Source organism: Dyella sp. OK004 (genome assembly GCF_900114495.1).
Taxonomy (GTDB): Bacteria; Pseudomonadota; Gammaproteobacteria; order Xanthomonadales; family Rhodanobacteraceae; genus Dyella_D.
Map to the genome: position 1 here is coordinate 1,385,613 of NZ_FOZI01000001.1, position 23,601 is coordinate 1,409,213.

A 23,601-nucleotide genomic window follows, 5' to 3' on the forward strand; every position below is an offset into this window, starting at 1 on the left:
CGATGCCGTCACGCTCCCCTATCAAGCACCTTTCGCTCCTCGCTTTGTTGGCCACTGCGCTGCTGGCTTCCACGGCGCATGCCGTCAGCACGCCAGTCACGCTGGACGACTTCAGCCGTTCCAATACATGGACCGCCGAAGGCACAGACGATATCGAGACCGCGCTTGGCGTGGCGGATGGCAAGCAAGGCAAGGCCGTTTGCCTGTCCTTCGATTTCCACGGCGTCTCTGGCGCGGCCATGTTGCGTCGCCAACTGCCGGTGGACTGGCCGGACAATTTCGCGCTGTCATTCGATGTGCGCGGCGACATGCCGCCGAACGACCTGCAAGTAAAGCTGGCCGATACGAGCGGCGACAATGTGTGGTGGTATCGACGCGAAGCGTTCCAACCCAGCACGTCATGGCAGACCATCGAGTTTCGCCGCAAGCAGGTGGAATTTGCCTGGGGTCCTACCAAGGAACGCACGCTACGCCACACGGCGGCGCTGGAAATCAGCGTGTATGCCGGCAAGGGTGGCAAAGGCGAGCTGTGCCTCTCTAATCTGCGCCTGCAACCTCTGCCACCAGAATCCGCGGTTGTTCCGCCTGTGCGTGCGCAGGCATCATCCCATCTGCCGGGCTATAGCGTGCAGCGCATGGTGGAAGGCAAGGGCGAATGGCGCAGCAATCTCTCGGGAGCCACTGCGCAGACCGTCACGCTGGATCTGGGTGCCTCGCGCGAATTCGGCGGACTGCAGTTGCGCTGGCTACCGGGACAGCACGCCTCACGCTACGACGTGCTGCTTTCCGATAATGCAAAGCAATGGCATACGGCTTATCAGGTCAGCGATGGCAATGGCGGCGACAACGCATTGTTCCTGCCCGACGCGCAAGCCCGCTATATACGCCTGCAATGGCAGGAAGGCGCCGGCCGCGCCTATGGACTGTCGCAGCTCGAAGTGAAGGACCGTGCCTGGGGCGCTTCGCCCAACGTGTTTTTCCAGGAGCAGGCCAAGCGCGGCAAGCGAGGCATCTTTCCGCGCGGCTTCTCGGGTGAGCAGAGTTACTGGACCCTGATCGGCGTCGATGGCGGTGCACGTCAGTCATCACTGATCTCCGAAGATGGCGCGGTGGAAGTAGGCAAGGGCGGCTGGTCAATCGAACCAATGCTGTTTTCCGGTCGCAACGTGATCGACTGGGCCACAGTAAAGAGCTCGCAAAGTCTGCTGGACGGCTATTTGCCGATTCCTTCGGTGCTCTGGCACGCCGACGCACTGACGCTGGAGACGACCGCGTTCGCCACCGGCAGCGCCGAACACTCCGAACTCGTCTTGCGCTACACCTTGCGCAATGAGAGCAGCCAGCCGCAGCGGGTTACCCTGGCCTTGCTGGCGCGTCCGTTCCAGGTAAATCCGCCAACTCAGTTCCTCAACACGCCGGGCGGCATCCATCGCATCCATGACTTCGCGTGGGACGGCAAGACTCTCACCGTCAACCGGAACCAGCGCGTCGTGCCGCTGCAGGCCACTGACGATTTCGTCGCCAACAAGTACGAGGCCGGCCCGTTACCCGAACGGCTTGCCCAGGGCGAACGCCCTCATGTCGACAACCTGCACACCGATGTCGGCTTTGCCCAGGGCGCACTGCTCTATCACCTCGATCTCCCCGCCCACGGCAACCGCACGCTGGGTCTGGTGGTGCCATGGCATGGCGATGAGGTACGTGTGCCACGCGATGCGAGCGCGTGGCTGCAACACGAAGTGACGCGTACCGCCGACGACTGGCGCAACAAGCTCAATCGCGTCAACGTGCAGCTTCCTGCCACACAGCAGGTCATCGCCGACACCGCACGCAGCGCACTGGCCCAGATGCTGATGTCACGCGACGGCCCAGCGCTACAACCCGGCACGCGCTCCTATGCACGCAGCTGGGTGCGCGACGGCGCCATGATGACCGAAGGCCTGGTGCGCAGCGGCCATGCCGATGCCGCCGGCGAATTCGTGCACTGGTACGCGCCGCATCAATTCAGCAACGGCAAAGTGCCCTGCTGCGTCGATGCACGCGGCTCCGACCCGGTGCCGGAAAACGACAGCCATGGCGAACTGATCTTCGCCATCGCCGAACTCTGGCGTTACACCCACGACCGCGCCGCACTCGAACAACAATGGCCGCACGTCGAACGCGCCATCGCCTACATGGACAAGCTGCGCGAAAGCGAACGCGGTGCCGCCAATCAGACACCCGAACGCCGCGCGCTGTACGGCCTGATGCCTGCCTCGATCAGCCATGAAGGCTATTCCGCCAAACCGATGCATTCGTACTGGGACGACTTCTGGGCACTCAAGGGCTACGACGATGCTGCCACCCTGGCCCGGGCCCTGGGCCATGACGACGAAGCCGCGCGCATCGCCCAATCGCGGGACAGCTTCCGCGCCGATCTGCACGCCTCCATCGACGCCGCGGTGAAGCAACACCGCATCGACTACCTGCCTGGCGCCGCCGAACTCGGCGACTTCGACGCCACCTCCACCACCATCGCCCTCTCTCCCGGCGACGGCCAGACCTGGCTGCCACCCGCGTTGGTGAACAGCACCTTCGAACGCTACTGGAAAGGCTTCACCGACCGCCGCGACGGCAAGCTCGACTGGGACGACTACACCCCCTACGAACTGCGCACCATCGCCAGCTTCGTACGCCTCGGCTGGCGCGACCGCATCGAACCGCTCCTCGACTTCTTCTTCGCCGACCGCCGCCCTGCCGCCTGGAACCAATGGGCCGAAGTCGTGGGTCGCGACCCACGCAAACCCCGCTTCGTCGGCGACATGCCCCACGCCTGGATCGCCTCTGATTACCTACGCTCCGCCTACGACCTGTTCGCCTACGAACGGCCACGCGACCAGGCACTGGTGCTCGCCGCCGGCATACCTGCCGCATGGTTGAAAGGCGATGGCATCGCCATCCGCCACCTGCGTACACCCTACGGCGAACTCAGCTACTCACTGCGTGAGCAGAACGACAAGCTGACGTTGAAAGTCGAACGCGGTATTACACCGCCGCCCGGTGGGTTGGTACTGCCGTGGCCGTATGCAGGGCGACCGGCGAAGAACGTGACGGTGAATGGTGCTGCTGCGGAATGGAAAGATGGCGAGATCGTGATTCGGCGTGTGCCAGCCAGCGTGGTGGTGGATTTGGGTGCGAAGTAACGGCGGCGCTGTAGTTCGCAAACAAACTTCAGCTTCTGAGATAGCTACGTCATCTCGAGCACCCGCCCCTCACCCCAACCCTCTCCCCGGTGGGGAGAGGGAGATGTTGCTCTAGCAGGCAGTGGGGCTGAGCGATCAGGTCTGAAGAAAACCATCCCGACGCCTGACACTGGAAACGGCGGAGCTACAAGGCCCACCGCCTGCTCTCAGGCCATTTCTCTTTGGTTACTTTCTCTTTGGGCCAGCAAAGAGAAAGTGACTCGGACCGCGGCAGCGGTTCGAAAGCCCGCGGCGGGCGAGCCCGGTCGCAACAACGCGACCATCGAAGCGACAACGCCACTGGATTCCGGCCTTCGCCGGAATGACGAGTAAGGAGAGGATGTCGCAAGACCGAACCCTCTCCCGAAGGGAGAGGGGGAAAAGCAAGAAGTCAAAACTTACCAGCGCGAAAATCCGCAATCGCCTCGTGAATCTGCTCCGGCGTATTCATCACAAACGGCCCATACCGAGCCACGCTTTCGCCAAGCGGCTTTCCCGCCACCACCAACACCCGCGCCGCCGCATCCCGCCCGGCAACACGCACACTAGTGCCCTTGGACAACACCGCCAGTTCACTCCGGCTCAACACCTCGCCAGCCACCTGCGCATCACCGCCATCAAACACATAAGCAAACGCGCTATGCCCCTCCGGCAACGGAATCTCCAACTGCGCACCCGGCTGCACCGAGATATCCAGATAGACCGGCGCCGTAGCAACACCGGCGACCGGTCCGACAACACCGAACAACTCACCCGCGATCACCTTCACCTCGACGCCATCCGACGGATGCGCCATCGGAATGCGCTCAGGGCTGATGTCCTGATAACGCGGGTCGGTCATCTTGTCCTTGGCCGGCAAATTCACCCATAGCTGGAATCCCCACATCAGGCCGTTTTCCTGCTGCGGCATTTCCGAATGCAGGATGCCGCGACCGGCAGTCATCCACTGCACGCTGCCGGGGCCGAGATCGCCGCGGTTGCCGTGGTTGTCGCCGTGCTGCATATGGCCGGCGAGCATGTAGGTAACGGTTTCGAAGCCGCGATGCGGATGCTCCGGGAAACCGGCGAGGTAATCGCCGGCCTGGTCGGAACGAAACTCGTCCAACAGCAGGAATGGGTCGAGCATGTCCAGGCCAGGCTGGCCGATGATGCGCTTGAGCTTGACGCCCGCGCCGTCGGAGGTGTCGGTGCCGCGGATGCGGCGAACAATGCTGCGCTCAGTCATGGCTGGCTCCCGTGGAAGGTCTGCGCACCATGATGGTTATGCGGCTTGCCGCATCCAAGCGGCGTGATGCGAACGGATTGTTTCCAAACGGGGTGAGGCGCGCTCACCCCGTCACTTCAGTGCACCCAATGCCCGCTGCGATGGCGCGGTGGCGGGTTGTGCTCGTCGTCGCTGCTTTCGGCGGCGTCATGCACCATGGCTTCGAGCTCAGCCTCGGTCACTGGATGCTCGTGCCAGTACTGGCCTACTGCGCCGAGTACGGCCGGCACCTGGACCAGGCATTCGTCGTATTCCTCGTCGCTGAGTTTTTCGAAGTCGGTCTCGGCGCTGAGGATGCCTTCGTCCACCGCCAGTGCCATCACCGGGCCGAGCAGCTCCATCAGAGCGGAATCGTCGGCCAGGCGCTTTTCCCACAGGGTGGCACGCAGGTCGATGGCGCGGCTGAAGCCTTCGCACCAGCCGGCCGCCGACAGCGCCGGGCCGGCTTCCGTGTCGATTTCACCGAGAATGGGCTCGTAGGCGTCCACGTCCAGTTCGGCGGCGATGGAGTCGTTGAGCTTGGCCAGCAGCGCCAGCACGCGGTTGCCTTCTTCCTCGTCGGCGAAGGGTTCGTGCAGCACTTCGGGCAGCCATTCTTCCGGCAGCACCTGGATCGGGCCGACCGTCAGTGCGGAGAGCATGCCGTGCACGCCATCGAGCAACAGGTCGCCATCGCCGGCATGGGCGCGCAGGTAGCGGTCCAGTTCGTCGAGTTCGCTGTCGTTGAGCGAGCTGGGCCAGTCGGGGTTGGTTGTGTTCATCAGATATCCAGATCCAGCGTGACCGGGGTGTGGTCCGAAGGCCGTTCCCAGCGACGCGGCGTGCGGTCGATGGCTGCTGCCTTCGCCGCGGGTTTCAGGGCATCGCCGAGCAGGATCAGATCGATGCGAAGCCCCATGTTGCGCCGGAAGGCTGCCTGCCGGTAGTCCCACCAGCTGTAGTGTTCGCCGCCCTGTTCGAACAGGCGGAAGCTATCGTGCAGACCGAGATCGGTGATCGCCTTGAGCGCGGCGCGCTCGGGTGGCGAGCACAAAATATCCTCGCCCCAGGTCGCCGGGTCGTACACGTCGCGATCGTCCGGCGCGATGTTGAAATCGCCCAGCACCACCAGGTTCGGGTAGCGCTCGATCTCGCGCGCCAGGAATTCGCGCACCTTGGCCAGCCAGTCCAGCTTGTAGGCATATTTCTCGTCGCCCACCGCCTTGCCATTGACCACGTACAGATCCACCACACGCACGTCGCCGACGGTGGCGGCGAGAATGCGGCGCTGCGGGTCGTCCAGGTTGGGGATGTCGGTGACGATATCCCTGGGTTCTTCGCGCGCGAGGATGGCCACGCCGTTGTAGGTTTTTTGCCCGGAGTAAACCGCGCGATAACCCGCGGCGGCCAGTTCGTCGACCGGGAACTTGGCGTCTTCGAGCTTGGTTTCCTGCAGCGCGATCACATCCGGCTGCGCCTCGGCCGCCCACTGCGTGAGCTGCGGCAGGCGCACCTTGAGGGAGTTGACGTTCCAGCTGGCGATTTTCATGGGCGGCATTGTAAGGGAAGCCTGGCCGTGGCCCGAACCCGCTCCAGCGGTGGGCGATTGGCCGGCAAAGCCAGGTCCTGCCCCGAACCTACCGCCCTCAAGACGGGGAAACGAGCTAGGATGGGGGGTACAGGATCTGAGGCCACTGGGATGCACTGCTTTCACAGCGACCCTGAACACCGTATTTTAAACCACTAATTTCCCACGCTTCAGTTTCATTTCAAAGGTACTTTTTATGTCAGATCGTCAGCACGGAACCGTCAAGTGGTTCAACGACGCCAAGGGCTTCGGCTTCATCACCCAGGATGCAGGTGGCGAAGACTTGTTCGTCCATTTCAAGGAAATCCAGGGCAACGGCTTCAAGTCGTTGCAGGAAGGCCAGAAGGTGACTTATGTGGTCACCCAGGGTCAGAAGGGCAAGCAGGCCAGCCAGGTCCAGACCGCCTAAGTCCGACCCGGTATGTGTCAAAAAAAGCCCGCGCAAGCGGGCTTTTTTTGTCGGGGGTGTATCAGGCCAGCCCATAGCTGTGCAGCAAGGCCTCCGGCTCCGGTTTTCTGCCGCGGAAGGCGACAAAGCTTTCTAGTGCTGGGCGGCTGGCACCCACGGCGAGGATTTCGTCGCGGAAGCGCTCGCCGGTAGCGCGGTCGATCACGCTGCCGTTGGTTGCTGCCTGCTCTTCGAACTCGCCGAAGGCGTCGGCACTGAGCAGTTCGGCCCACAGATAGCTGTAGTAACCAGCCGCATAGCCACCGGCGAAGATGTGGCTGAAGCCGTTGGGGAAGCGCTGCCAGATCGGCGGATGCAGCACAGCCACCTGCTTGCGCACTTCTTCCAGCACGGCCAGCGTGCGCGCGCCCTGTTCCGGGTCGTATTCCAGATGCAGGCTGAAGTCGAACAACGCGAATTCCAGCTGACGCACCAGAAACAGGCCGGCATGGAAATGCCGCGCGGCGAGCATGCGCTGGAACAGTTCCTCCGGCAGCTTTTCGCCGGTCTGCCAATGGCGCGCGAACAGGTCGAGCGCCTCGCGGTTCCAGCCGAAGTTCTCCATGAACTGGCTGGGCAGTTCCACCGCGTCCCATTCCACGCCATCGATGCCGCCGATGGAGGGCAGGGCGATCTCGGTGAGCAGGTGATGCAGGCCGTGGCCGAATTCGTGGAACAAGGTCAGCACATCGTCGTGCGTGAGCAGGGCCGGGCGGCCTTCGGTGGGCGGCGCGAAGTTACAGGTGAGGAACGTCACTGGCAGCTGTTCGTTGCCGCCGTCGCTGAAGCGGGAGCGGCACACGTCCATCCACGCGCCGCCACGCTTGCCTGAACGGGCATACAGATCGACGTAGGCACCGGCGAACACGCGGCCGTCAGCGTCGCGCATGTCGTAATAACGCACTTCCGGATGCCACACATCGACGCCGTCGCGCGGACTCAGGGTGACGCCGTAGAGCTTTTGCACCAGGCCGAACAGGCCGTCGATCACCGCGGGCAGCGGGAAGTACGGCTTGAGCTGTTCCTCGTCCAGGTCGTAGTTCTTCTGGCGCAGCTTTTCGGAGGCGTAGCCGACATCCCAGGACTCGAGGTTGTCCAGCTTCAGTTCCTTACTGGCGAACTCGCGCAATGCGGCCAGTTCTTTGCGCGCCACCGGACGCGCGCGCTGGGCCAGGTCGTGCAGGAACTCCATCACTTCGGTGGGCGAATCGGCCATCTTGGTCGCCAGCGATTCTTCGGCGGCATTGGCGAAGCCGAGCAGCAGCGCGGCTTCGTGGCGCAACGCCATGATCTTCTCGATGCGCGGGCCGTTGTCGTACTTGCCGGCGTGCGGGCCCTGATCGGAGGCGCGGGTCTGGTAGGCCCAGTACACGCGCTCGCGCAGGCCGGGATTATCGGCATAGGTCAGCACCGCCTGCACACTGGGCTGCTTGAGCGTGACCAGATAACCGTCGAGATTCTGTTCCTTGGCGTACTGGCGCAGCACAGCGCGGCCGGATTCAGGAATGCCGGCGAGGTCGCGCTCATCGGTGATGTGTTCGTGCCAGGCGTCGGTGGCATCCAGCACAGCGTTGGAGAACTCGGTGGACAGCTTGCTCAGCTCCACGCCGATGGTGCGATAGCGCGAGCGCGCCGGCTCTTCCAGCGCCACGCCGGACAGCTTGAAATCGCGCAGCGCGTGCTCGACCAGGGCACGCTGCGGCCGCGCCAGCGCGGCGAATCCCGGCGCATCGGCCAGCGCCTGCACCACCTGGTACAGCTCGCGGTTCTGGCCCAGCTCGATGGCGTGGTCGGTGAGCTTTTCCTCGGCCGGTCCGTAGACCTCGCGCAGGGCTTCGTTGTCGGCCACCGAATGCAGATGGCTCACCGGTGCCCAGGCCCGCGCCAGGCGCTGTTCCAGCCGCTCCTGGGTCAGCATCACGCCGTCGAAATCACGCGGCCCGCCGGCGGCGGTGAGCGCGTCGATACCCTGGCGGTAATCCGCCAGCAGGGTGTCGATGGCGGGGGTGACCTGTTCCGGGCGGATCTGCGAGAAGGCGGGCAGGGTGGCGTCGGCCAGCAACGGGTTGTCCAGCCGGTTATCCAGCTTGTTGTCTTGGGACATGTGTTTCTCCTTAAGGCCGCCAGCGTGGCGACCGGCCGGGGCGAAATCAAGCCGCTCTGCGACGCACTTCTGGCTGTCACAAAGCGCGCCGTACCATCGCATCCATGTTGCAGACGGATTTCACCGAACTACTACGTCAAAGCGACGTGTTTGGGCATTTGGATACGGACGCCCTGGAGGCCTTGGGCCGCCAGCTGGTGTGGTTCGGCCTGCCCGGTGGACGGCCGCTCTATAAGCAGAGCGAGCCGGCGGACGCGATGTACCTGCTGGTCAGCGGCAGCCTGGGCAGTTTCGATGGACCGACCGAACTGACGCGCCTGATCTCGGCCGGCGACAGCGTGGGCGAGATCAGCCTGGTCAGCGGGGAAAGCCGTCAGGCCACGGTGCGCGCCTTGCGCGACTCCGAATTGCTGCGGCTGGACCGCGCCGCCTTCGAGGCGTTGGTCAGCCGCTATCCACAGGCTATGTTGGGCGTGGCGCGCGTGGCCATTGCGCGCCTGCAGAAGCGCCTGCGCAACGAGGACAGCCCCGGCAACGCGCGCACCTTCGCCCTGCTGCCGGTGGATGCCGAGGTGCCGGCGCGCGCGCTGGCGATGCAATTGGCGATGGCGCTGGAGCCTTATGGCAGCTGCGCGGTCATCGACGAGGAACACGGCGCCGGTCGCGGCAGCGACTGGTTCGCCGAACGCGAAGCGCAGGTGCGCTTCGTGATCTATCTGGATACGCGCGGCGATGCGCTGTGGCGCCAGCGCTGCCTGCGCCAGGCTGACGTGTTGTTGCTGCCCACGCAGGCCGCGCAGCCGGCACGGCCCTGGCCGGAAGGCGCACCGCTGCATCCCTCGCGTGCCGGGCATCGGCCGCGCCATCTGATTCTGTTGCATCCCGGGCGCCAGCCCAGCTTGGGCGCGGCACAGCGCTGGCGCGCCCAGTTCAGCGGCGAGCTGCAACACCACCACGTCGGCGGCCAGGCCGACATTGCGCGGCTGGCGCGGCTGATCAGCGGCCATGCGCGTGGACTAGTGCTGGCCGGTGGCGGCGCGCGCGGGCTGGCCCACCTCGGCGCCTTGCGCGCCCTGCGTGAAGCCGGCCATGTGTTCGACAGCGTGGGCGGCACCAGCATCGGCGCGATCATCGGCGCAGGCGTAGCCGCCGGTTGGGAGCTCGGCGAGATGACCGAGGTCTACCGACGCGCCTTTATCGAAGGCCGCCCACTGTCGGACTGGACCTTGCCGCTGGTAGCGCTCACCCGCGGCCGCCGCGCCGCGCTGATGCTGCGCCGCGCATTCGGCGCGCTGGATATCGAAGACCTCACTCTGCCGTTCTTCTGCATGGTCACCTGCCTGTCCGGCGACGGCATGGTGGCGCAGCGCCGCGGGCCGCTGTGGTTATGGCTGCGCGCCTCCAGCGCCATACCGGGCGTGCTGCCACCCGTGTTGCATCACGGCCGCGTGTATATCGACGGCGCGCTGATGAATAACCTGCCCACCGATGTGATGGCGACGGACGGCATCGATCACATCACCGCGGTGGATATCCGCGCCGAGATTTCCCTGCTCACCACCGCCGAGGAATACGCCACGCCGCCCTGGTGGCGACTGTTGCTACAGCGACAGACCATCCAGCGCCCGGGCCTGGTCTCCACCCTGGTGCGCGCGGGTATGGTGAATAGCGAAGCGCCAAGCCTGCATCGCCGGGAACGCGCGGATCTGCTGATCACACCGCCGCTGGAACATATCGGCATGCTGGACTGGAAGGATTGGCAGCGCGCGATCGAAGCCGGTTACGTGCATACGCTGAAGGTGCTCGAAGACCAGCAACGATAGGAGCCCACCCTGTGGGCGAAAGCGGCCGAAAGACCGCGGCGCAGAGCGGGCGCCCACAGGGGGGGCTCCTACAACAACCTCAGCCGCTACCATGGGCAGATGAATCATCTCCGCACCTACCGGGGCATCGCCCCCACCCTTGGCCAGCGCGTCTACGTCGACCCGGCTGCCACTGTGATCGGCGCTGTCGAGCTGGCTGACGATGTGTCGATCTGGCCTGGTGCCGTGCTGCGCGGCGACGTGCATCACATCCGCATCGGCGCGCGCAGCAATGTGCAGGACGGCAGCATCGTGCATGTCACTCACGATGGCCCTTACTCGCCAGGCGGCTTCCCTACCCTGGTCGGCGAAGGCGTCACCATCGGCCACGCCGCGGTGATCCACGCCTGCACCATCGAGGACTATTGCCTGATCGGCATGCACGCCACCGTGCTCGATGGCGCCACGGTGAAGAAGTACGGTTTCGTCGGCGCAGGCAGCGTGATTCCACCCGGCAAGGTCGTGGGCGAACGCGAGCTGTGGCTGGGCAATCCGGCCAAGTTCGTGCGGCTGCTCAACGATAAACAGATCGAGCAGCTGCATTACTCAGCCGATCACTACGTACGCCTGAAAGACGAGTACCTCGCAGCGGAATGAGTACACGCCGTGTACTTTTCCTGTGCAGCCGCAACCGGCTGCGCAGCCCCACGGCGGAGCAGGTGTTCCGTGATTGGCCGCAGCTGGAGGTGGATTCGGCCGGCCTATCGCCCGATGCGGACACTCTGCTTTCCGCCGAGCAGGTGGATTGGGCGGAGCTGATCCTAGTGATGGAAGCCGCGCATCGCCGTCGCCTGCAAGCGCGCTTTGGCCGGCATCTCCACGGCAAGCGCGTAGTGGTGCTGGGTATTCCCGACGACTACGACTTCATGCAGCCCGAGCTGGTCGAGCTTCTGCTGAAGAAAGCGGGACCGTTGCTGCGCTGAAGCGCTCCGGCGTCACTGCGCCTGGGTGGAGGCCGACGATGCGGATTGGATCATCGCGGCGCGTGCTTCGTCGCTGCGAATCTGGATCTGGCGCTGCGCATCGAGCTTGCCGCCAAGCAGGGCGAGCTTGTAATTGGTGCCGTCGAATTCGCGCAGCAACGACAGCTCGCGCTGAGCTTCGTCCAGCTCGTTGTTGTTGATAGAACGCTCTACGTCGTCGGCGGCCGGCTCGAATAGCTGATGCAAACCGTCCTGCGCCGCCGCATTGTTCGGATCCAACTGCAACGCACTGAGATAGAACTCGTAGGCATTGGCGCCGGCCGGCGCGATCAGCCGCTTTTCATCCACGGCGGTCTTGGCCAGGCCAAGCATGATGCCGACGCCGCTAGTGTCGTCAGTGCCACCACTGGTCGCCGCCGCCGCTGGGCCTTTCGAGGAGCCGGACGCGAGATTCGCCATGGAAGCCGGGCGCATCAGCGCATACGCGGTGCCGGCTGCAATGACCAGCAAGACCAGTGAGGCAACAAGCAGACCGCGTCGCGAGGACGCGGCGGAAAACAGACGGGACATGACACCTGGCCGGTGGGGTGGGGCCGCATTCGGGACCATGCGTCTTCGCATGTCCCAGCAGCGCGCCACGGTAGCCACGCCAGATGTCAGCTATGTGACGCCGTTGGCGTTTTATCCTGCATCCGTCAGCCGAAGTGGCCGCCAACAATCTTGCCGTCCTTGTCTAGCTCCGGGTAATAGCGACTGTTGTTACTGCGGAATTCCATGGTGGTCATGGTGCCGGGCATCACCAGCTGTACATCCGGGTAGGTCGCGTGGAACTGCTCCGGCGTGGGATGGGTGGCGATGAAGGCGTCGAAGCTTTTCATGTCGGTCACGAAGCCGGCCACCGACTTGGGCGCAGGCTGGGTCATGTCGTGACAGGCTCCGGTGGCGATGGCGACAGCAAGCAGGGGCAGGACGAGCATGGCCTTGCGCATGGCGGATCTCCTTGGCGATTGCGCCGATTATGCGTCATGCGGTTGAAGGCAGCGGCACCTCCCCGCGGCCTGCTTCAAAGCCGGAATTCGATGCGCTGGCGCAACTCTGCCGAGGCCGGCGCGCCATTGCGCGTGCCCGGCGTGAACTGCCAGCGCTCAACCGCGCTCAGTGCAGCGCGGTCGAACACATTCTTGGGATCGGCGTCGATCACACTAGCGCGACTCACCGAACCATCCGCTTCGACGACGAAACGCACGTCGACCCAGCCTTGCCGGCGCGTACGCCGCGCGTCACTGGGGTAGTACGGTTCGATGCGGCGCTTCAACACGGGTGCTGTCGCGGCAACGGCTTCCGCGGCGGGCGCAGGTCGTGCCGCTACCGGAGCGGCAGGCTCCGGCTCGGTCCGTTTTACTGGCGACGCTGGCTGACTGATGGCGGAGGGCGGCGCTGGCGTGACCGCCACCGATGGAAAGGGCGTCGTCACCGATGCCGTATGGGCCTGCTGTTTTTGCGCGGTGGCCTGTGCCTGTTGCTGCTCGCGTCGCTGCTGGTCTTCCGCTACCTGCAACTGGGCCTGCAGTTTGGCGCGCAGGATGGTGAGCGTGTAGTTGGTGGGGTCGGCCTTGGACAAGAGGTCGATCTCCCGCTGGGCTTCGGCGGCGTTGCCCTGGCCGATGGTCTGCTCGGCGGCAGTGGCGGCGAACGGGAAGATTTCGCGCAAGGCATCCTGCGCAACCTGGTTGTCCGGCTGCTGCTTCAAGACCTTCAGATACCACTCAATGGCGTTGTTGCCGGCCGGCGCCAGCAACCGCTGCTGCGCCATCGCATCCCGTGCGTGCAGCAAGAGATCCGCTGTGGTGACCGGCATATCGGCACGATGGATCTGGCCGGCATCCGCCACTGGCGCCAGCTCCTGCACCACGTGCTCGTTGCTTCCGGCACCGCGCAACAGCCAGACGATGACACCGCCCGCGCAGGCGAACAAAGCGAGCAGGATCAACAGGACATAGCGCGTCGCACCTTGAGTACGGCGTTGAAGCGGGGCAGCTGGCATGAGAGGGGTATCGGGGAGGCCGCGGGGCGCGCCAGCTTAGTGACGCGATATTGCGGAGATGTTGCCTGGCGAAGCCGTCGCGCAGCCGTCACACAGACGGCTGCGCGACATCAAGCGCTTACCAATCCACCTGCAGGTTGCGGCTGTCGGGCGAACCGTCCGGATGGGCGATCCACCACACGCGGTTCTGCTGATCCGGGCAGCCCTGGCCGGTGGCATAGGTGGCCAGTGCGCCGCTGGCGGTGCTCAGGTCGGTGCGATAGCAACTGCCGAAGCTGTCGTTGAAGCGGAAGCTCTGCGCACTCTGCTGGCCGGTGTGGCTGGTGAGTGCTCCGCTGGCGTCGAAGTTCAAGGTATCGGCACTATCCACCGTATTGCTGATGTCCGCCTTGTAAACCGGGAAGCCCAGCAAGCGGCGTTCGCCATGCGTGGTGTAGCCCTGATGCGTCGTGGTGGCCGCGCTGAGGCTGCCGTCGCTGGCAACTTGCTGGTTGTAATCGACGCTCAGCGGGTACGCGGCATGCGCTCGGTATTCCACGGTCAGCAGCGGACCGACGCGGCTCTGGCTCACGCTATCCACCTGGGTCAGCTGTTCGGTCTGCTGGCGATAGGTGCTGGTGTTGATGGTGAAACGCTGCACGTCGTTGAAGCCCACTGTCTGCGTCACCGAGTTGACCACGCGTCCGCTCGAACCGGTGGCGTAACCCTCGATCACGAACTGACGCGTCAGCTGCGTGGTGATGTCACCGGTGAGATTGCCGCTGTTGTCGGTCGCCAACGTGCTGCCAATGGTCGGCGTGGGCGGCTGGCCCACCAGCGTGTTGCGGGTGATGCGGCCGTTGACCTGCTGCGCATGACGGTCGCGATACACCAGCAAAGTAGCGGTGGTGGAGAAATAACCGTGCGCACCCGCCACGCTCAACGCGACTTCATGCGGACTGCCGTCGCTCAACTGACCGGCAAACGGCGTCAGGTCGACGCGGTAGGGCATGAAGTTGAGCGTCTGCACGCCAGGCGTCGGCCGCCACAGGTAGGGATCGATACCACCGGTGTAAATCCACGGATATACCGGCGCCACACCGGCCGGCTGGCCGTCGATGCTTACTTCGGCTTCGCGGAAGTTGCCGCCGCCACACTCCTGCACTTGCGCGGCGTACTGGTCAGGCACGCAGGTGTACCAGAACTCGTCGCCGCTCTGGCTCTGCGCGAACACGTCGAGATACGCGCGCACCACATTGCGCGGCAGGCTCAGCGTCTTGGCGAGCTTGTCGGTGGGGCCGTTGAGGGTGGTGGTGTCGCCCACCGCGTCCGCACCGAGCGGATACACCGCATCCGGCACCTGCGCGGCCGGGGCTATCAGCGAGGCCGGGTAGAACAGCAGACGCGCGCTGCCGTGAATGATGCCGGTGTAGGTGCTGTTCACCACATTGCCGATGATCGCCTGGCCCTTACCGGGCTGGCGCAGCAGCGTGGTGTAGTCGGTCAGGTCGCGCTCCACATGCCAGCTCGGCGACACCGCAGCGGAAGGCTCCTGCGTGGTACCGAAATACACGTTCACGCCGGACAGCCACAAGGTAGCGGTGCGATCGAACTGGCGACCCGCGGTCACCGAGAAATCCGCCTCCAGTACCACCTTGGACCAACGGCTGCCGCAGGAAACGGGCGGCGTGTAGTCGTAAGGACGCGTATTGAAATCGGTAAAGGTGACATCGTTGAACAACTGGACCACGCACGGGGTGCCCGGCGGACGCGGCACTGTGGGATCGGCCACGACGACATTCTTCGTTCCGATCACCGGATCATTGCCGGCGGCATGTGCTGTGCCGGCCGCAACGAGAATACCTATTCCAACGAATAGCCCGGCAATCACCGGACCCAGACGCACGAACCCCTTCGACGACATGATGCTCACTCCCCGCATGATGTGATCCCCTGTCCCATCACGCTAGCACGCGGCAAGACCGCAGGTGTTTGCGGTTCGCATTTAAACGTCCAAGTAAATTTAGACGTCTAACTAAGTGGGAAGCGTATTGGGCGACCCACCTTTCAGCGTCGATACGCGTAGATCGACAGAAAGCCTCAACCACCTGGCTTGGGGGCGAGAGCAGCCTTCTCTTCGTCGGTCAGTGCGCGATGTCCGTAGCTGACCACTCGAGTCATTCGCCACTCGCCATCTTTGTGCTGCCAGATCATCAGGAACCTGGCACTGCCTTCGCACTTGCCGCTGGCAAGTTCGCAGAAGCGATGTTCGCCTTCTTCTATCGCGCCATAATCCTTGATCGGATAGACCTTCAGCGAAGCAGGCAATAACTCGCGCCGTACCTTGTGACAGATGTACTTGCGCGTGTTCTCCACCACCGAGGCGCGGTCAAAGGTGACGCCACCCTTGTCGTGATAAAACTCAACGTCAGGCACGAAGTAATGTGTGAAGGTTTCCAGATCGCACTGGTTGTAGGCATCGAACACCTTCCGGTCGAGCGCAGTGATCGTACGGGTAAGCTGCGCTTCCGCGCTCTCATCCGTCGCTGCAGCGGCAGCGCTAAGCGAAAGCATCATCGTGAGCGCCGCGGCAGTAGCAGAAGCGAGTCGATACATCATGCGGCGGTGACCTTTTTGTCAGGTGTCAGGATGACCCGGCCCGCCATTGCTTCTCGACGGGGCGCCGGAGCACGGTATCCGGTTTTGCCGCTGGCGCTACCGCGCCTTACGGCACAGCGGTCGCCGCTTCCATCGCCCGCAGATAAGCCATCGCATGTTCGCGATCGGCGCCGCACATCACCGGTTCCGGCCGCAGGTTGGAACACACCGCCGGCCGCTCCGGGCGACCGAAGATGGCGCAGCGGTTGTCATCGGTCAGCTGCACGCAACGCACGCCGGCCGGCTTGCCGTGCGGCATGCCCGGAATCGGCGAACTGATGGACGGCGCGATGCAACAGGCACCGCAGCCGGCGCGGCAGGTGAGCGTCATCGCTCAGCCGTACTGCTGACGCAACGCGAGATAGACGGGATCGGTATCCGGGCGCTTGCCATGCCACAGTTCGAACGCGTCGGCTGCGGTTTCCACCAGCATGCCCAGGCCGTCGAAGGCATAGCGCGCATGGCCCGCTCGCGCCCAGGCGAGGAAGTCGGTGGCGGCCTTGCCATATGAAAGGTCATAGCAGGTGGCGCGGTTGCCGATCAGGCTGAAGGGCAGGTCCAGCGAGGTGCCCAGCACACCTGCGGAGGTGGCGTTGACGATCAGGTCGTAACTGTCGATATCGGCGAGATCTTCCCAATAGCGCGTATGCGCGCGCGCGGGTTCCCCGATGGCGTCGGCCAGTGCGTCGGCGGCTTCGGGTGAGCGGTTGACGATGGTCAGGGTGTTCACGCCGGCATCGAGCAGGTTCCAGGCCACGCCGTGCGCAGCGCCGCCGGCGCCGAGCAGCAAAGCATCGTGGCCACGCAGATCAGCCTGATGCCGTTCGGTGAGGTCGCGCACCATGCCCGCGCCATCGGTGTTGTGGGCAGCCAGTCGACCATCCGGCAGGCGGGTGAGGACGTTGGCGCTACCAGCGCGCATAGCTGCTTCGCTGCGCCGGTCGGCCAGCGCGAAGGCGGCGGCCTTGTGCGGCAGGGTGACATTGGCACCTACGCCGCCCTCGGCGAAGAAACGGCGCACGCTGGCCTCGAACTCCCCCGGAGACGCATCGATGGTGCGGTACTCCAGCGCGATACCGAACTGCTTGCCGAACACCTGGTGGATCTGCGGCGACAGTGAATGGGCGATGGGGTGGCCGAAGACGGCGAACTGGCCTGCACTCATGACGTGCTCCTTGGTTGGATGAGGACTCCGCAGGGGCACAAGCCGACCCGCAACAGCCGCACATTCTAATCCCGGGCGCCTGGGGAGGCCCCACCTCCTGAGTGCAGGTTTTGGGGTCGCAGGTTTTGAGATGGGCCGCCGGCAAGCTCACCTCACTCGATCACCACGGACCGCCGCCATGCGCAAGCCAGCCTCCGATAACAGCCGCCACTACCGTCTGCTCGCCGGCGCCTTGCTGTGGCTGTTGGCGGGCGGCGCATTGTTGCTCACCACCCTGGTGCCGGTGCGCACCGATCTGCTCGGCTGGACACCGGCGTTCTGGCTGGTGGGCGCACCGCTGGCGTTACTGCTGGTGCTGGAACCGAGCCTGCCGCGCCAGCTGCTGTCGCTGCTGCGGGGGCGCCGCCGCCGTGTGCCGCACGCCATCTGGCACTGAATTCCGCTTGGCAGTGGAAGCTTGAGTGCGTAGGGAGCGCACTTGGGAGCGACGGCGGAAGCCAGGATGGCTGGGCACCCGTCGGACGCGGCGCGAAGGATCGCGTCATGGGTTTCGGCAGCCCAGGGAAGAGCTGCCGGAGTCACCCGCTCCGCGACGGATCAGTCGGCAATACCCAGCCGCTTGCGTTCGAGCCGCCGCATGAACTCCTGCATGATGCGCAGATAGAGATCGTCGCCGAGATAAGCGTCTTCCACGCCCGCGTCGATCGACGGGTTGTCGTTCACTTCGATCACCACCGGCTTGCCGTCGACCTGCTTCAGGTCCACGCCGTACAGACCGTCGCCGATCGGCTGGGTGGCTTTGAGCGCCAGCTTCACCACTTCGGCCGGCGCGTCACGCACGGGGATGGTCTCGAAGCCGCCAGACTTGGCCGTGCCCTTGGCGCCATGATTGTAGATCTGCCAGTGGCCGCGCGACATGTAGTACTTGCAGGCGTACAGCGCCTCGTGATTCAGCACGCCGATGCGCCAGTCGAATTCGGTGTAGACGAATTCCTGCGCCAATAGCAGGGCGCTGTGCTGGAACAGTTCGCTGGTGGCTTTTTCCAGCTGCGCGTCGTTCTCCACTTTCACCACACCGCGTGAGAAGGAGCCGTCCGGAATCTTCAGCACGATGGGAAAGCCGAGCTTGGCGGCGACATCCTTGATGCCCTTCGCGTTGTCGCGATAGAGGATCTCGGTATTGGGTACCGCGAGCTTGCGCGACACCATCAGATCGTTGAGGTAGATCTTGTTGGTGCAGCGGAGGATGGAGCTGGGATCGTCCATCACCACCATGCCTTCCTTCTCCGCGCGGTGCGCGAAGCGGTAGGTGTGGTTATCGCTGGCGGTGGTCTCGCGAATGAACAGGCCGTCGTATTCGGCCAGGCGCTGGTAATCGTTCTTGCCGATCGGATCGACTTCGATACCCAGTTCCTTGCCGGCGTTGACGAAGGACTTGAGCGCCTTCTTGTTCGACGGCGGCATGGCCTCGTTGGGGTCGACCAGCATGGCGATGTCGTAGCGATAGCGTTTGCGCGCCTTCGGCTTGCGCCATAGCTTTTTGGAGAAGCTGTCCAGGGTCTCGGCGAAAGCGTCTTCCTGGGCGTCGTCCAGCGTGTGCAGGCCCACCGGCTTGATCGAGCTGACCTGCCACACGCGGTCGCGCTCGAACTCGATGCGCAGCAGCGGACAGGGGAACAGTTCGAACACCTGGCGCGCCAGATCCTGCAGCGCCGGGTAAGCGGTTTCGCCGAAATAGACCAGGATGCCGAAGTCGGTGGTATCGCGACCGCCGGCAGGCAGGAAGTGGGTGAGCTTCTGGTTGAGGTCTTCGATGTCCAGGCCGTACAGCGAGCGTCGGCGCAGATCGTTCACCGTGCGCACCGACGGCATCACCTTATGCCCACGCGCCTCGCCCAACAGAGAGACGTAGTAGCCGGTGCCCAGGTATTTGTAGCTGCGGCACAGGTTGATGACTTGCGTGCGTTCGTCGTCGCCGCCGATAGGTTCGCGCAAGTAGTCCATCGCAGTGACGACGTCGACGGACGGGTAGTAAGAGCCCCAGTCGGAGGCCTTCTCGACAACGATGACGAGACGGGACATGACACCTCAAATTCGGTAGAACCGCGGGGGTGTCGTCACGTGGAGGAACGGGGCGGCACGGCACAAGGGCGGCAGTTTGGCACATGGAAGACTTTGTTCAAGGGAATGGTCTGAAGCAAGACTAAATGTCGTTATTGGGGCCATGACCAACTGCCGATTGCGGAGCGCGGCCTGCAGGTCTAGAGTGCCGCGCTTCCGCCGCCCTCCGTCCCTTCTCTGACTGCCGCCGCGTCCCGCGCCGCACCGGAATCCGCCTGATGACCCCAATGCCCGCGACCGCCGCCGTGCGCGTGCGCCGCGCTGAACTTTCCGATCTCGATGACTTGGTCGCGCTGGAGGAGCAAAGCTTCACCAGCGATCGGCTCAGTCGCGCCCAGTTTCGCCGTCACCTGGACAGCGAGAGCGCGCAGGTGCTGGTAGCCAGCGCCAACCATCGCCGCTTCCTCGGCACGGCGGTGGTGTTTTTCCGCAAGGGCAGCCAGCGCGCGCGCCTCTATTCCATCGCCACGCACGCCGAAGCACGCGGCAAGGGCGTGGGCTCGGCTCTGCTGGAGGCGGCCGAGCAGACGGCGCGGCGGCGGCACTGCCGTGCACTGCGGCTCGAGGTGCGCACCGACAACCACAGCGCCATCCGCTTGTACGAGCGGCTCGGCTACCACTGCATCGGCGAGCACAGGGGTTTCTACGAGGACGGCTCGGACGCCTGGCGCTTCGAGAAGATGTTGCGCTGATCAGCCGCCGAACGGTTGGCCGAGGCGCTGCTCAGTGGCTTCGTCGGGCCGCGCCACCAGCGCACCGGTACGCATGAGGCTCACGTTGTAGTGCCCTTCGTCGACCAGCGGCAGGAAGGCGCCGCTGCCGAACACGGTATCCACGCCGGGCAGCCATTGCGGATGCTGGCGCTTGAGGTCGAGCACGTCGTAGGCACCGGCTTCGTCGAAGCTGATCACGGTACGCGGCGCCTGCGCTTCCTGCTCCGGATCGTCATAGCGTCCGCTCAGGCGATCAAGCCGGTACAGCGGTGGCAGGCCGGCCAGCAGCGCGGGCAATTTCCACTTGAGCACAATCGCCTCCACCCGCCAGGCATCGCCGGACACGGCGACCTGGCGCGCACTGCCGTCGGGCCAGCGCAGGGTCAGTGCCCAGCGCTGCGGCGACAGGATGCGGGCATCAATCGCCACCACCGGCGTTTCTTCCGACAGCAAGCGATAGCCGCGCAGACTCCAACTGGCGGCAGCCAACACCAGGGTGAGCGCGAAACCCAACAGCAGCAGCACGGTGCGCAGCGCCGCCGCAAACCGCTGGCCGGCGTGCAGGCGCGTGCGCAGAGCGACCAGCTGCACCAGGGTGAACAGGAGTGCGATCACCGTCAGCACCAGCAGAAGGGTGCTGGGCAGGCGCAGCAGCGTGGTCCAATCCATACATCTCTACTCCACGCCGCGAGACGGCGGCGACCCGCGCATGATAGCCGCTGGTGTGCACCGCTCCGAGCTGAAACCAACTGAACCGTCGGCCGCACGGCCTATCGCGGCGCAATGGGTGAGCATCGCTATACTGCGGCCGTCTCCGTAGGAACCCACATCCATGCGTCGATCGATCCTGCTGCTCCCGCTTTGCCTCGTGACGGCCGCGCTGGCCGGTTGCGGCAACAAAGGCCCGCTGTACATGCCGCCGCCGAAGCCAGCACCGGCACCCACCGCGGCAACCGTGGCACCTGCTCCGGCCGCCACCACGGCTACACCCGCGCAACACTGAAGGCGCCCGGCGATTTCATGAAACTGCGCTTCACCAAGATGCAGGGCATCGGCAACGACTTCGTAATGGTCGACGCGCGACGCGATGGCTTCGGCCTGCGCGAGACGGAGATCCGCGCGATCGCCGACCGGCATAACGGCGTGGGTTTCGATCAGCTGATCAGCATCGAGCCGGCGCGCGACCCGTCCTGCGCGTTCTTTTACGGCATCTGGAATGCCGATGGCTCACCCTCCGGCCAATGCGGCAATGGCGTGCGCTGCGTTGCGGCGTGGCTGTATCGCGACGGCGCGCTGGCGATCGGCGAAACGGTGCGGCTGGAAAGTCCTTCCGGCCCTGTCACCGTGCGCCTGCTGGCAGCGGACCAAGTCACGGTGGATATGGGCGAACCGGATTTCCGGCCTGAATACATTCCCTTCCAGACCGAGGCCGCGGCCGACCGCTACGAACTCGACGTGGGCGGCGAGATGCTGGAAATCGGTGTCGTATCGATGGGCAACCCGCACGCGGTGGTGGTGGTGCCTGACCTGAGTCTGCCCACCTTGTTCCGTCACGGCCCATTGCTGTCGACGCACGAGCGCTTTCCGGAAGCGGCGAACACGGGCTTCGTACAGGTACTCGATCGCCGCCATCTGCGTCTGCGCGTACACGAGCGCGGCAGCGGCTGGACCCTGGCCTGCGGTACTGGCGCCTGCGCCGCGATGGCGGTGATGCGCCAGCGTGGCGAAGTGGACGACAGTGTGCAGGTCGAACTTCCCGGCGGCCGCTTGCAAATTGACTGGATCGGCCCTGGACATACGTTGTGGATGACCGGGCCGGCCTCTTTCGTATTCGAAGGTGAATGGCTGGGCATGATCGCGCATTGAAGCGTCATGACGGCCATCGCACACTCGGCGCCAGACCATCCGCCCGACTCATCGGTTTTTGAGGTAACCCGCGCATGACCGACTCCGCACTCGACGACACCTTGCAAGCCCAGGATGTAGCCGCTTATCTGCGCCGCCATCCGGGCTTCCTCAATGACTTTCCGGAACTGGCCGCGCAGCTGACCCTGCCGCGCGAGCAAGGGCCGGTGGCCTCGCTCGCGGTGTATCAACTGCAGCAGCTGCGCGAAAAGAACGCGGAGCTGGAGCGGCGCTTGGCCGAACTGGTCAGCATCGCCGCCGAGAACGAGCAGCTGATGCAGCGCGTGCACGATCTCAATGTCGCCGTGCTGCGCGCCAATACGCCAGCCGTCGCGGCGCGCAGTGTGATCGCCAAGCTGTCCGAAGATTTCAAGACCGATCAGGTGCGGCTGCTGCTGTTGGGAGAGGTCTCGCTGCCGCCGGCCGACTGGCTGGTGCAGTTCCCGGGCGGTCGCGCGGAGTTGCCGGAATTTGCCGATTTCCTCGCGCACCATGAGCCCATTGCCGGGCGTCTTTCGGCGGAGCGCTTGTACCGGTTGTTCGGCGATCAGGCGCCATCGATCCAGTCGACCGCGCTGATGCCGCTGGGCGAACTCGGCATCCTCGCCATCGGTAGCGGTGACCCGGACCATTTCCAGCCGGGCATGGGCACCTTGTTCCTCAAGATGATTGCCGCCACTGTCACCGCGGCGCTATTGCGCTCGCAGGACGGCGCCTGAGCATGGAGCCGCGCGGCCAGGTCGAGACCTGGCTCGCCCGCCTCGCTGGCGAGCGTAAGGCGTCCTCGCACACCGTCGATGCCTATCGCCGCGATCTGGACAAGCTGCTGCGCTGGATGGAAGCGCAGCAGGTGTCTGGTTTTGAAAAGCTCGATGCGCATCGCATGCGTGCCTTCGTCGCCGCCGAGCATCGCGCGGGGTTATCGCCCAAGAGCCTGCAGCGCCTGCTCTCGTCCTGCCGCAGCCTGTTCCGCCAGCTGCAACGCGAGGGCGCGCTGGAGCATGATCCCGTCGCCGGTGTGCGCGGCCCCAAGGTGCATCGCAAACTGCCGCAGGTGCTGGACGTCGACGAAGCTACCGCTTTGGTGGAGGCCGACAGCGGCGGCGCGCTGACCCTGCGCGACCGCGCCATGCTGGAGCTGTTCTATTCCTCCGGACTGCGCCTGTCCGAACTGGTGGGCCTACGCTGGCTGGATCTCGACCTGAGCGCTGGTGAAGTACGCGTGCTGGGCAAAGGCAGCAAGACGCGCATCGTGCCGGTGGGCAAGCATGCGGTGAACGCCTTGCGCGCATTGGGCGAAGCCGAAGGGCGCGCGCCCGAATCGCCAGTGTTCCGCGGCCGCGGCGGTGCGCAGATCAGCCCGCGTACGGTGCAGGCGCGCCTGAAGACGCTCGCGCTGAGCCAGGGTTTCGCCAAGCGCGTACATCCGCACTTGCTGCGCCATACCTTTGCCAGCCACATGCTGGAATCTTCCGGCGACCTGCGCGCCGTGCAGGAATTGCTGGGGCACGCCGACATCGCGACCACCCAGATCTACACCCATCTGGATTTCCAGTACCTGGCCAAGGTGTACGACGCGGCCCACCCGCGCGCCAAGCGCAAGGGCTGAGCCACCTGCCGATGTTCC

The 23,601-nt window shown here is 64.7% G+C and carries 24 protein-coding genes; 11 read left to right on the forward strand and 13 right to left on the reverse strand.

Annotated elements, in window-relative coordinates:
* Positions 1–2 precede the first annotated feature (2 nt).
* Positions 3–3,182, forward strand: coding sequence for a discoidin domain-containing protein (locus BM338_RS06045; protein ID WP_090449885.1), 3,180 nt, complete (start codon positions 3–5; stop codon positions 3,180–3,182).
* A gap of 430 nt (positions 3,183–3,612) precedes the next feature.
* Here the strand turns inward: BM338_RS06045 and BM338_RS06050 are convergent, their stop codons facing one another.
* From BM338_RS06050 to xth, 3 genes are all read right to left on the reverse strand, one after another.
* Complete coding sequence (locus BM338_RS06050) at positions 3,613–4,446, reverse strand: pirin family protein (RefSeq protein ID WP_090449886.1); 834 nt, start codon at positions 4,444–4,446, stop codon at positions 3,613–3,615.
* 116 nt (positions 4,447–4,562) lie between these two features.
* Positions 4,563–5,246 (reverse strand): YecA/YgfB family protein, encoded by a 684-nt coding sequence (locus BM338_RS06055; protein WP_090449887.1) that lies wholly within the window; start codon positions 5,244–5,246, stop codon positions 4,563–4,565.
* Positions 5,246–6,013 carry an exodeoxyribonuclease III gene (gene xth, locus BM338_RS06060; protein ID WP_090450139.1) on the reverse strand — a complete coding sequence of 256 codons (768 nt, stop codon included), beginning with the start codon at positions 6,011–6,013 and terminating at the stop codon, positions 5,246–5,248. The genes BM338_RS06055 and xth overlap by 1 nt, the downstream gene beginning before the upstream one ends.
* A gap of 235 nt (positions 6,014–6,248) precedes the next feature.
* Between xth and BM338_RS06065 the strand changes: the two genes are divergently transcribed.
* Complete coding sequence (locus tag BM338_RS06065) at positions 6,249–6,461, forward strand: cold-shock protein (RefSeq protein WP_090449888.1); 213 nt, start codon at positions 6,249–6,251, stop codon at positions 6,459–6,461.
* A 61-nt stretch (positions 6,462–6,522) separates the two neighbouring features.
* Here BM338_RS06065 and BM338_RS06070 read toward each other — a convergent pair whose 3' ends face one another.
* Complete coding sequence (locus BM338_RS06070; protein ID WP_090449889.1) at positions 6,523–8,604, reverse strand: M3 family metallopeptidase; 2,082 nt, start codon at positions 8,602–8,604, stop codon at positions 6,523–6,525.
* Positions 8,605–8,708: 104 nt separating this feature from the next.
* Here BM338_RS06070 and BM338_RS06075 point away from each other — a divergent pair, with 104 nt between their 5' ends.
* The 3 genes from BM338_RS06075 (at position 8,709) to BM338_RS06085 (ending at position 11,389) form a co-directional block, all read left to right on the forward strand.
* Positions 8,709–10,427, forward strand: coding sequence for a patatin-like phospholipase family protein (locus BM338_RS06075; RefSeq protein ID WP_090449890.1), 1,719 nt, complete (start codon positions 8,709–8,711; stop codon positions 10,425–10,427).
* A gap of 99 nt (positions 10,428–10,526) precedes the next feature.
* Positions 10,527–11,063, forward strand: a complete 537-nt coding sequence (locus BM338_RS06080; RefSeq protein WP_090449891.1) for a gamma carbonic anhydrase family protein — start codon at positions 10,527–10,529, stop codon at positions 11,061–11,063.
* Positions 11,060–11,389, forward strand: a complete 330-nt coding sequence (locus BM338_RS06085) for a low molecular weight protein tyrosine phosphatase family protein (protein ID WP_090449892.1) — start codon at positions 11,060–11,062, stop codon at positions 11,387–11,389. Before BM338_RS06080 ends, BM338_RS06085 begins: the two co-directional genes overlap by 4 nt.
* Before the next feature lie 12 nt (positions 11,390–11,401).
* Here the strand turns inward: BM338_RS06085 and BM338_RS06090 are convergent, their stop codons facing one another.
* The 7 genes from BM338_RS06090 to aroE form a co-directional block, all read right to left on the reverse strand.
* Positions 11,402–11,959 (reverse strand): hypothetical protein, encoded by a 558-nt coding sequence (locus BM338_RS06090; protein WP_090449893.1) that lies wholly within the window; start codon positions 11,957–11,959, stop codon positions 11,402–11,404.
* A 125-nt stretch (positions 11,960–12,084) separates the two neighbouring features.
* Positions 12,085–12,378, reverse strand: coding sequence for a hypothetical protein (locus tag BM338_RS06095; protein WP_090449894.1), 294 nt, complete (start codon positions 12,376–12,378; stop codon positions 12,085–12,087).
* Between the two features lie 74 nt (positions 12,379–12,452).
* Positions 12,453–13,433, reverse strand: a complete 981-nt coding sequence (locus BM338_RS06100; protein ID WP_090449895.1) for an energy transducer TonB — start codon at positions 13,431–13,433, stop codon at positions 12,453–12,455.
* A gap of 118 nt (positions 13,434–13,551) precedes the next feature.
* On the reverse strand, positions 13,552–15,336 hold the full coding sequence (locus tag BM338_RS06105) for a peptide-N4-asparagine amidase (RefSeq protein ID WP_090449896.1): 1,785 nt from the start codon (positions 15,334–15,336) through the stop codon (positions 13,552–13,554).
* Between the two features lie 176 nt (positions 15,337–15,512).
* A complete protein-coding gene (locus tag BM338_RS06110; protein ID WP_090449897.1) occupies positions 15,513–15,989 on the reverse strand; it encodes a nuclear transport factor 2 family protein in 477 nt (158 codons plus the stop codon).
* Positions 15,990–16,137: 148 nt separating this feature from the next.
* Positions 16,138–16,401: a YkgJ family cysteine cluster protein gene (locus BM338_RS06115; protein ID WP_090449898.1), complete on the reverse strand. Its 264-nt coding sequence runs from the start codon at positions 16,399–16,401 to the stop codon at positions 16,138–16,140.
* Positions 16,402–16,404: 3 nt separating this feature from the next.
* A complete protein-coding gene (gene aroE / locus BM338_RS06120; protein WP_090449899.1) occupies positions 16,405–17,235 on the reverse strand; it encodes a shikimate dehydrogenase in 831 nt (276 codons plus the stop codon).
* Between the two features lie 178 nt (positions 17,236–17,413).
* Here aroE and BM338_RS06125 point away from each other — a divergent pair, with 178 nt between their 5' ends.
* Positions 17,414–17,671 carry a hypothetical protein gene (locus BM338_RS06125; RefSeq protein WP_090449900.1) on the forward strand — a complete coding sequence of 86 codons (258 nt, stop codon included), beginning with the start codon at positions 17,414–17,416 and terminating at the stop codon, positions 17,669–17,671.
* A gap of 161 nt (positions 17,672–17,832) precedes the next feature.
* Here BM338_RS06125 and BM338_RS06130 read toward each other — a convergent pair whose 3' ends face one another.
* Positions 17,833–19,317: a RimK family protein gene (locus BM338_RS06130; protein WP_090449901.1), complete on the reverse strand. Its 1,485-nt coding sequence runs from the start codon at positions 19,315–19,317 to the stop codon at positions 17,833–17,835.
* A gap of 257 nt (positions 19,318–19,574) precedes the next feature.
* On the opposite strand from BM338_RS06130, the gene BM338_RS06135 reads away from it, so the two are divergent.
* Positions 19,575–20,048: a GNAT family N-acetyltransferase gene (locus BM338_RS06135; protein ID WP_177229238.1), complete on the forward strand. Its 474-nt coding sequence runs from the start codon at positions 19,575–19,577 to the stop codon at positions 20,046–20,048.
* Here the strand turns inward: BM338_RS06135 and BM338_RS06140 are convergent, their stop codons facing one another.
* The gene (locus BM338_RS06140) at positions 20,049–20,738 is read right to left on the reverse strand and encodes a hypothetical protein (protein WP_090449903.1); all 690 of its coding nucleotides are present in this window, start codon (positions 20,736–20,738) and stop codon (positions 20,049–20,051) included.
* 163 nt (positions 20,739–20,901) lie between these two features.
* Between BM338_RS06140 and BM338_RS06145 the strand changes: the two genes are divergently transcribed.
* The 4 genes from BM338_RS06145 (at position 20,902) to xerC (ending at position 23,583) form a co-directional block, all read left to right on the forward strand.
* Complete coding sequence (locus tag BM338_RS06145) at positions 20,902–21,072, forward strand: LPS translocon maturation chaperone LptM (RefSeq protein ID WP_090449904.1); 171 nt, start codon at positions 20,902–20,904, stop codon at positions 21,070–21,072.
* 17 nt (positions 21,073–21,089) lie between these two features.
* Entirely contained in the window at positions 21,090–21,935 is an 846-nt protein-coding gene (dapF, locus tag BM338_RS06150) for a diaminopimelate epimerase (RefSeq protein WP_090449905.1), read from the forward strand.
* Between the two features lie 74 nt (positions 21,936–22,009).
* Positions 22,010–22,693: a DUF484 family protein gene (locus BM338_RS06155; protein ID WP_090449906.1), complete on the forward strand. Its 684-nt coding sequence runs from the start codon at positions 22,010–22,012 to the stop codon at positions 22,691–22,693.
* Positions 22,694–22,695: 2 nt separating this feature from the next.
* Entirely contained in the window at positions 22,696–23,583 is an 888-nt protein-coding gene (gene xerC / locus BM338_RS06160; protein ID WP_090449907.1) for a tyrosine recombinase XerC, read from the forward strand.
* Positions 23,584–23,601: the final 18 nt, after the last annotated feature.

Bases quoted from the DNA above. Each gene is read 5' to 3' on its own strand.
- BM338_RS06045 (WP_090449885.1), top strand. From the start codon at position 3: ATGCCGTCACGCTCCCCTATCAAGCACCTTTCGCTCCTCGCTTTGTTG.
- BM338_RS06050 (WP_090449886.1), bottom strand. From the start codon at position 4,446: ATGACTGAGCGCAGCATTGTTCGCCGCATCCGCGGCACCGACACCTCC.
- BM338_RS06055 (WP_090449887.1), bottom strand. From the start codon at position 5,246: ATGAACACAACCAACCCCGACTGGCCCAGCTCGCTCAACGACAGCGAA.
- xth (WP_090450139.1), bottom strand. From the start codon at position 6,013: ATGAAAATCGCCAGCTGGAACGTCAACTCCCTCAAGGTGCGCCTGCCG.
- BM338_RS06065 (WP_090449888.1), top strand. From the start codon at position 6,249: ATGTCAGATCGTCAGCACGGAACCGTCAAGTGGTTCAACGACGCCAAG.
- BM338_RS06070 (WP_090449889.1), bottom strand. From the start codon at position 8,604: ATGTCCCAAGACAACAAGCTGGATAACCGGCTGGACAACCCGTTGCTG.
- BM338_RS06075 (WP_090449890.1), top strand. From the start codon at position 8,709: ATGTTGCAGACGGATTTCACCGAACTACTACGTCAAAGCGACGTGTTT.
- BM338_RS06080 (WP_090449891.1), top strand. From the start codon at position 10,527: ATGAATCATCTCCGCACCTACCGGGGCATCGCCCCCACCCTTGGCCAG.
- BM338_RS06085 (WP_090449892.1), top strand. From the start codon at position 11,060: ATGAGTACACGCCGTGTACTTTTCCTGTGCAGCCGCAACCGGCTGCGC.
- BM338_RS06090 (WP_090449893.1), bottom strand. From the start codon at position 11,959: ATGTCCCGTCTGTTTTCCGCCGCGTCCTCGCGACGCGGTCTGCTTGTT.
- BM338_RS06095 (WP_090449894.1), bottom strand. From the start codon at position 12,378: ATGCGCAAGGCCATGCTCGTCCTGCCCCTGCTTGCTGTCGCCATCGCC.
- BM338_RS06100 (WP_090449895.1), bottom strand. From the start codon at position 13,433: ATGCCAGCTGCCCCGCTTCAACGCCGTACTCAAGGTGCGACGCGCTAT.
- BM338_RS06105 (WP_090449896.1), bottom strand. From the start codon at position 15,336: ATGTCGTCGAAGGGGTTCGTGCGTCTGGGTCCGGTGATTGCCGGGCTA.
- BM338_RS06110 (WP_090449897.1), bottom strand. From the start codon at position 15,989: ATGATGCTTTCGCTTAGCGCTGCCGCTGCAGCGACGGATGAGAGCGCG.
- BM338_RS06115 (WP_090449898.1), bottom strand. From the start codon at position 16,401: ATGACGCTCACCTGCCGCGCCGGCTGCGGTGCCTGTTGCATCGCGCCG.
- aroE (WP_090449899.1), bottom strand. From the start codon at position 17,235: ATGAGTGCAGGCCAGTTCGCCGTCTTCGGCCACCCCATCGCCCATTCA.
- BM338_RS06125 (WP_090449900.1), top strand. From the start codon at position 17,414: ATGCGCAAGCCAGCCTCCGATAACAGCCGCCACTACCGTCTGCTCGCC.
- BM338_RS06130 (WP_090449901.1), bottom strand. From the start codon at position 19,317: ATGTCCCGTCTCGTCATCGTTGTCGAGAAGGCCTCCGACTGGGGCTCT.
- BM338_RS06135 (WP_177229238.1), top strand. From the start codon at position 19,575: ATGACCCCAATGCCCGCGACCGCCGCCGTGCGCGTGCGCCGCGCTGAA.
- BM338_RS06140 (WP_090449903.1), bottom strand. From the start codon at position 20,738: ATGGATTGGACCACGCTGCTGCGCCTGCCCAGCACCCTTCTGCTGGTG.
- BM338_RS06145 (WP_090449904.1), top strand. From the start codon at position 20,902: ATGCGTCGATCGATCCTGCTGCTCCCGCTTTGCCTCGTGACGGCCGCG.
- dapF (WP_090449905.1), top strand. From the start codon at position 21,090: ATGAAACTGCGCTTCACCAAGATGCAGGGCATCGGCAACGACTTCGTA.
- BM338_RS06155 (WP_090449906.1), top strand. From the start codon at position 22,010: ATGACCGACTCCGCACTCGACGACACCTTGCAAGCCCAGGATGTAGCC.
- xerC (WP_090449907.1), top strand. From the start codon at position 22,696: ATGGAGCCGCGCGGCCAGGTCGAGACCTGGCTCGCCCGCCTCGCTGGC.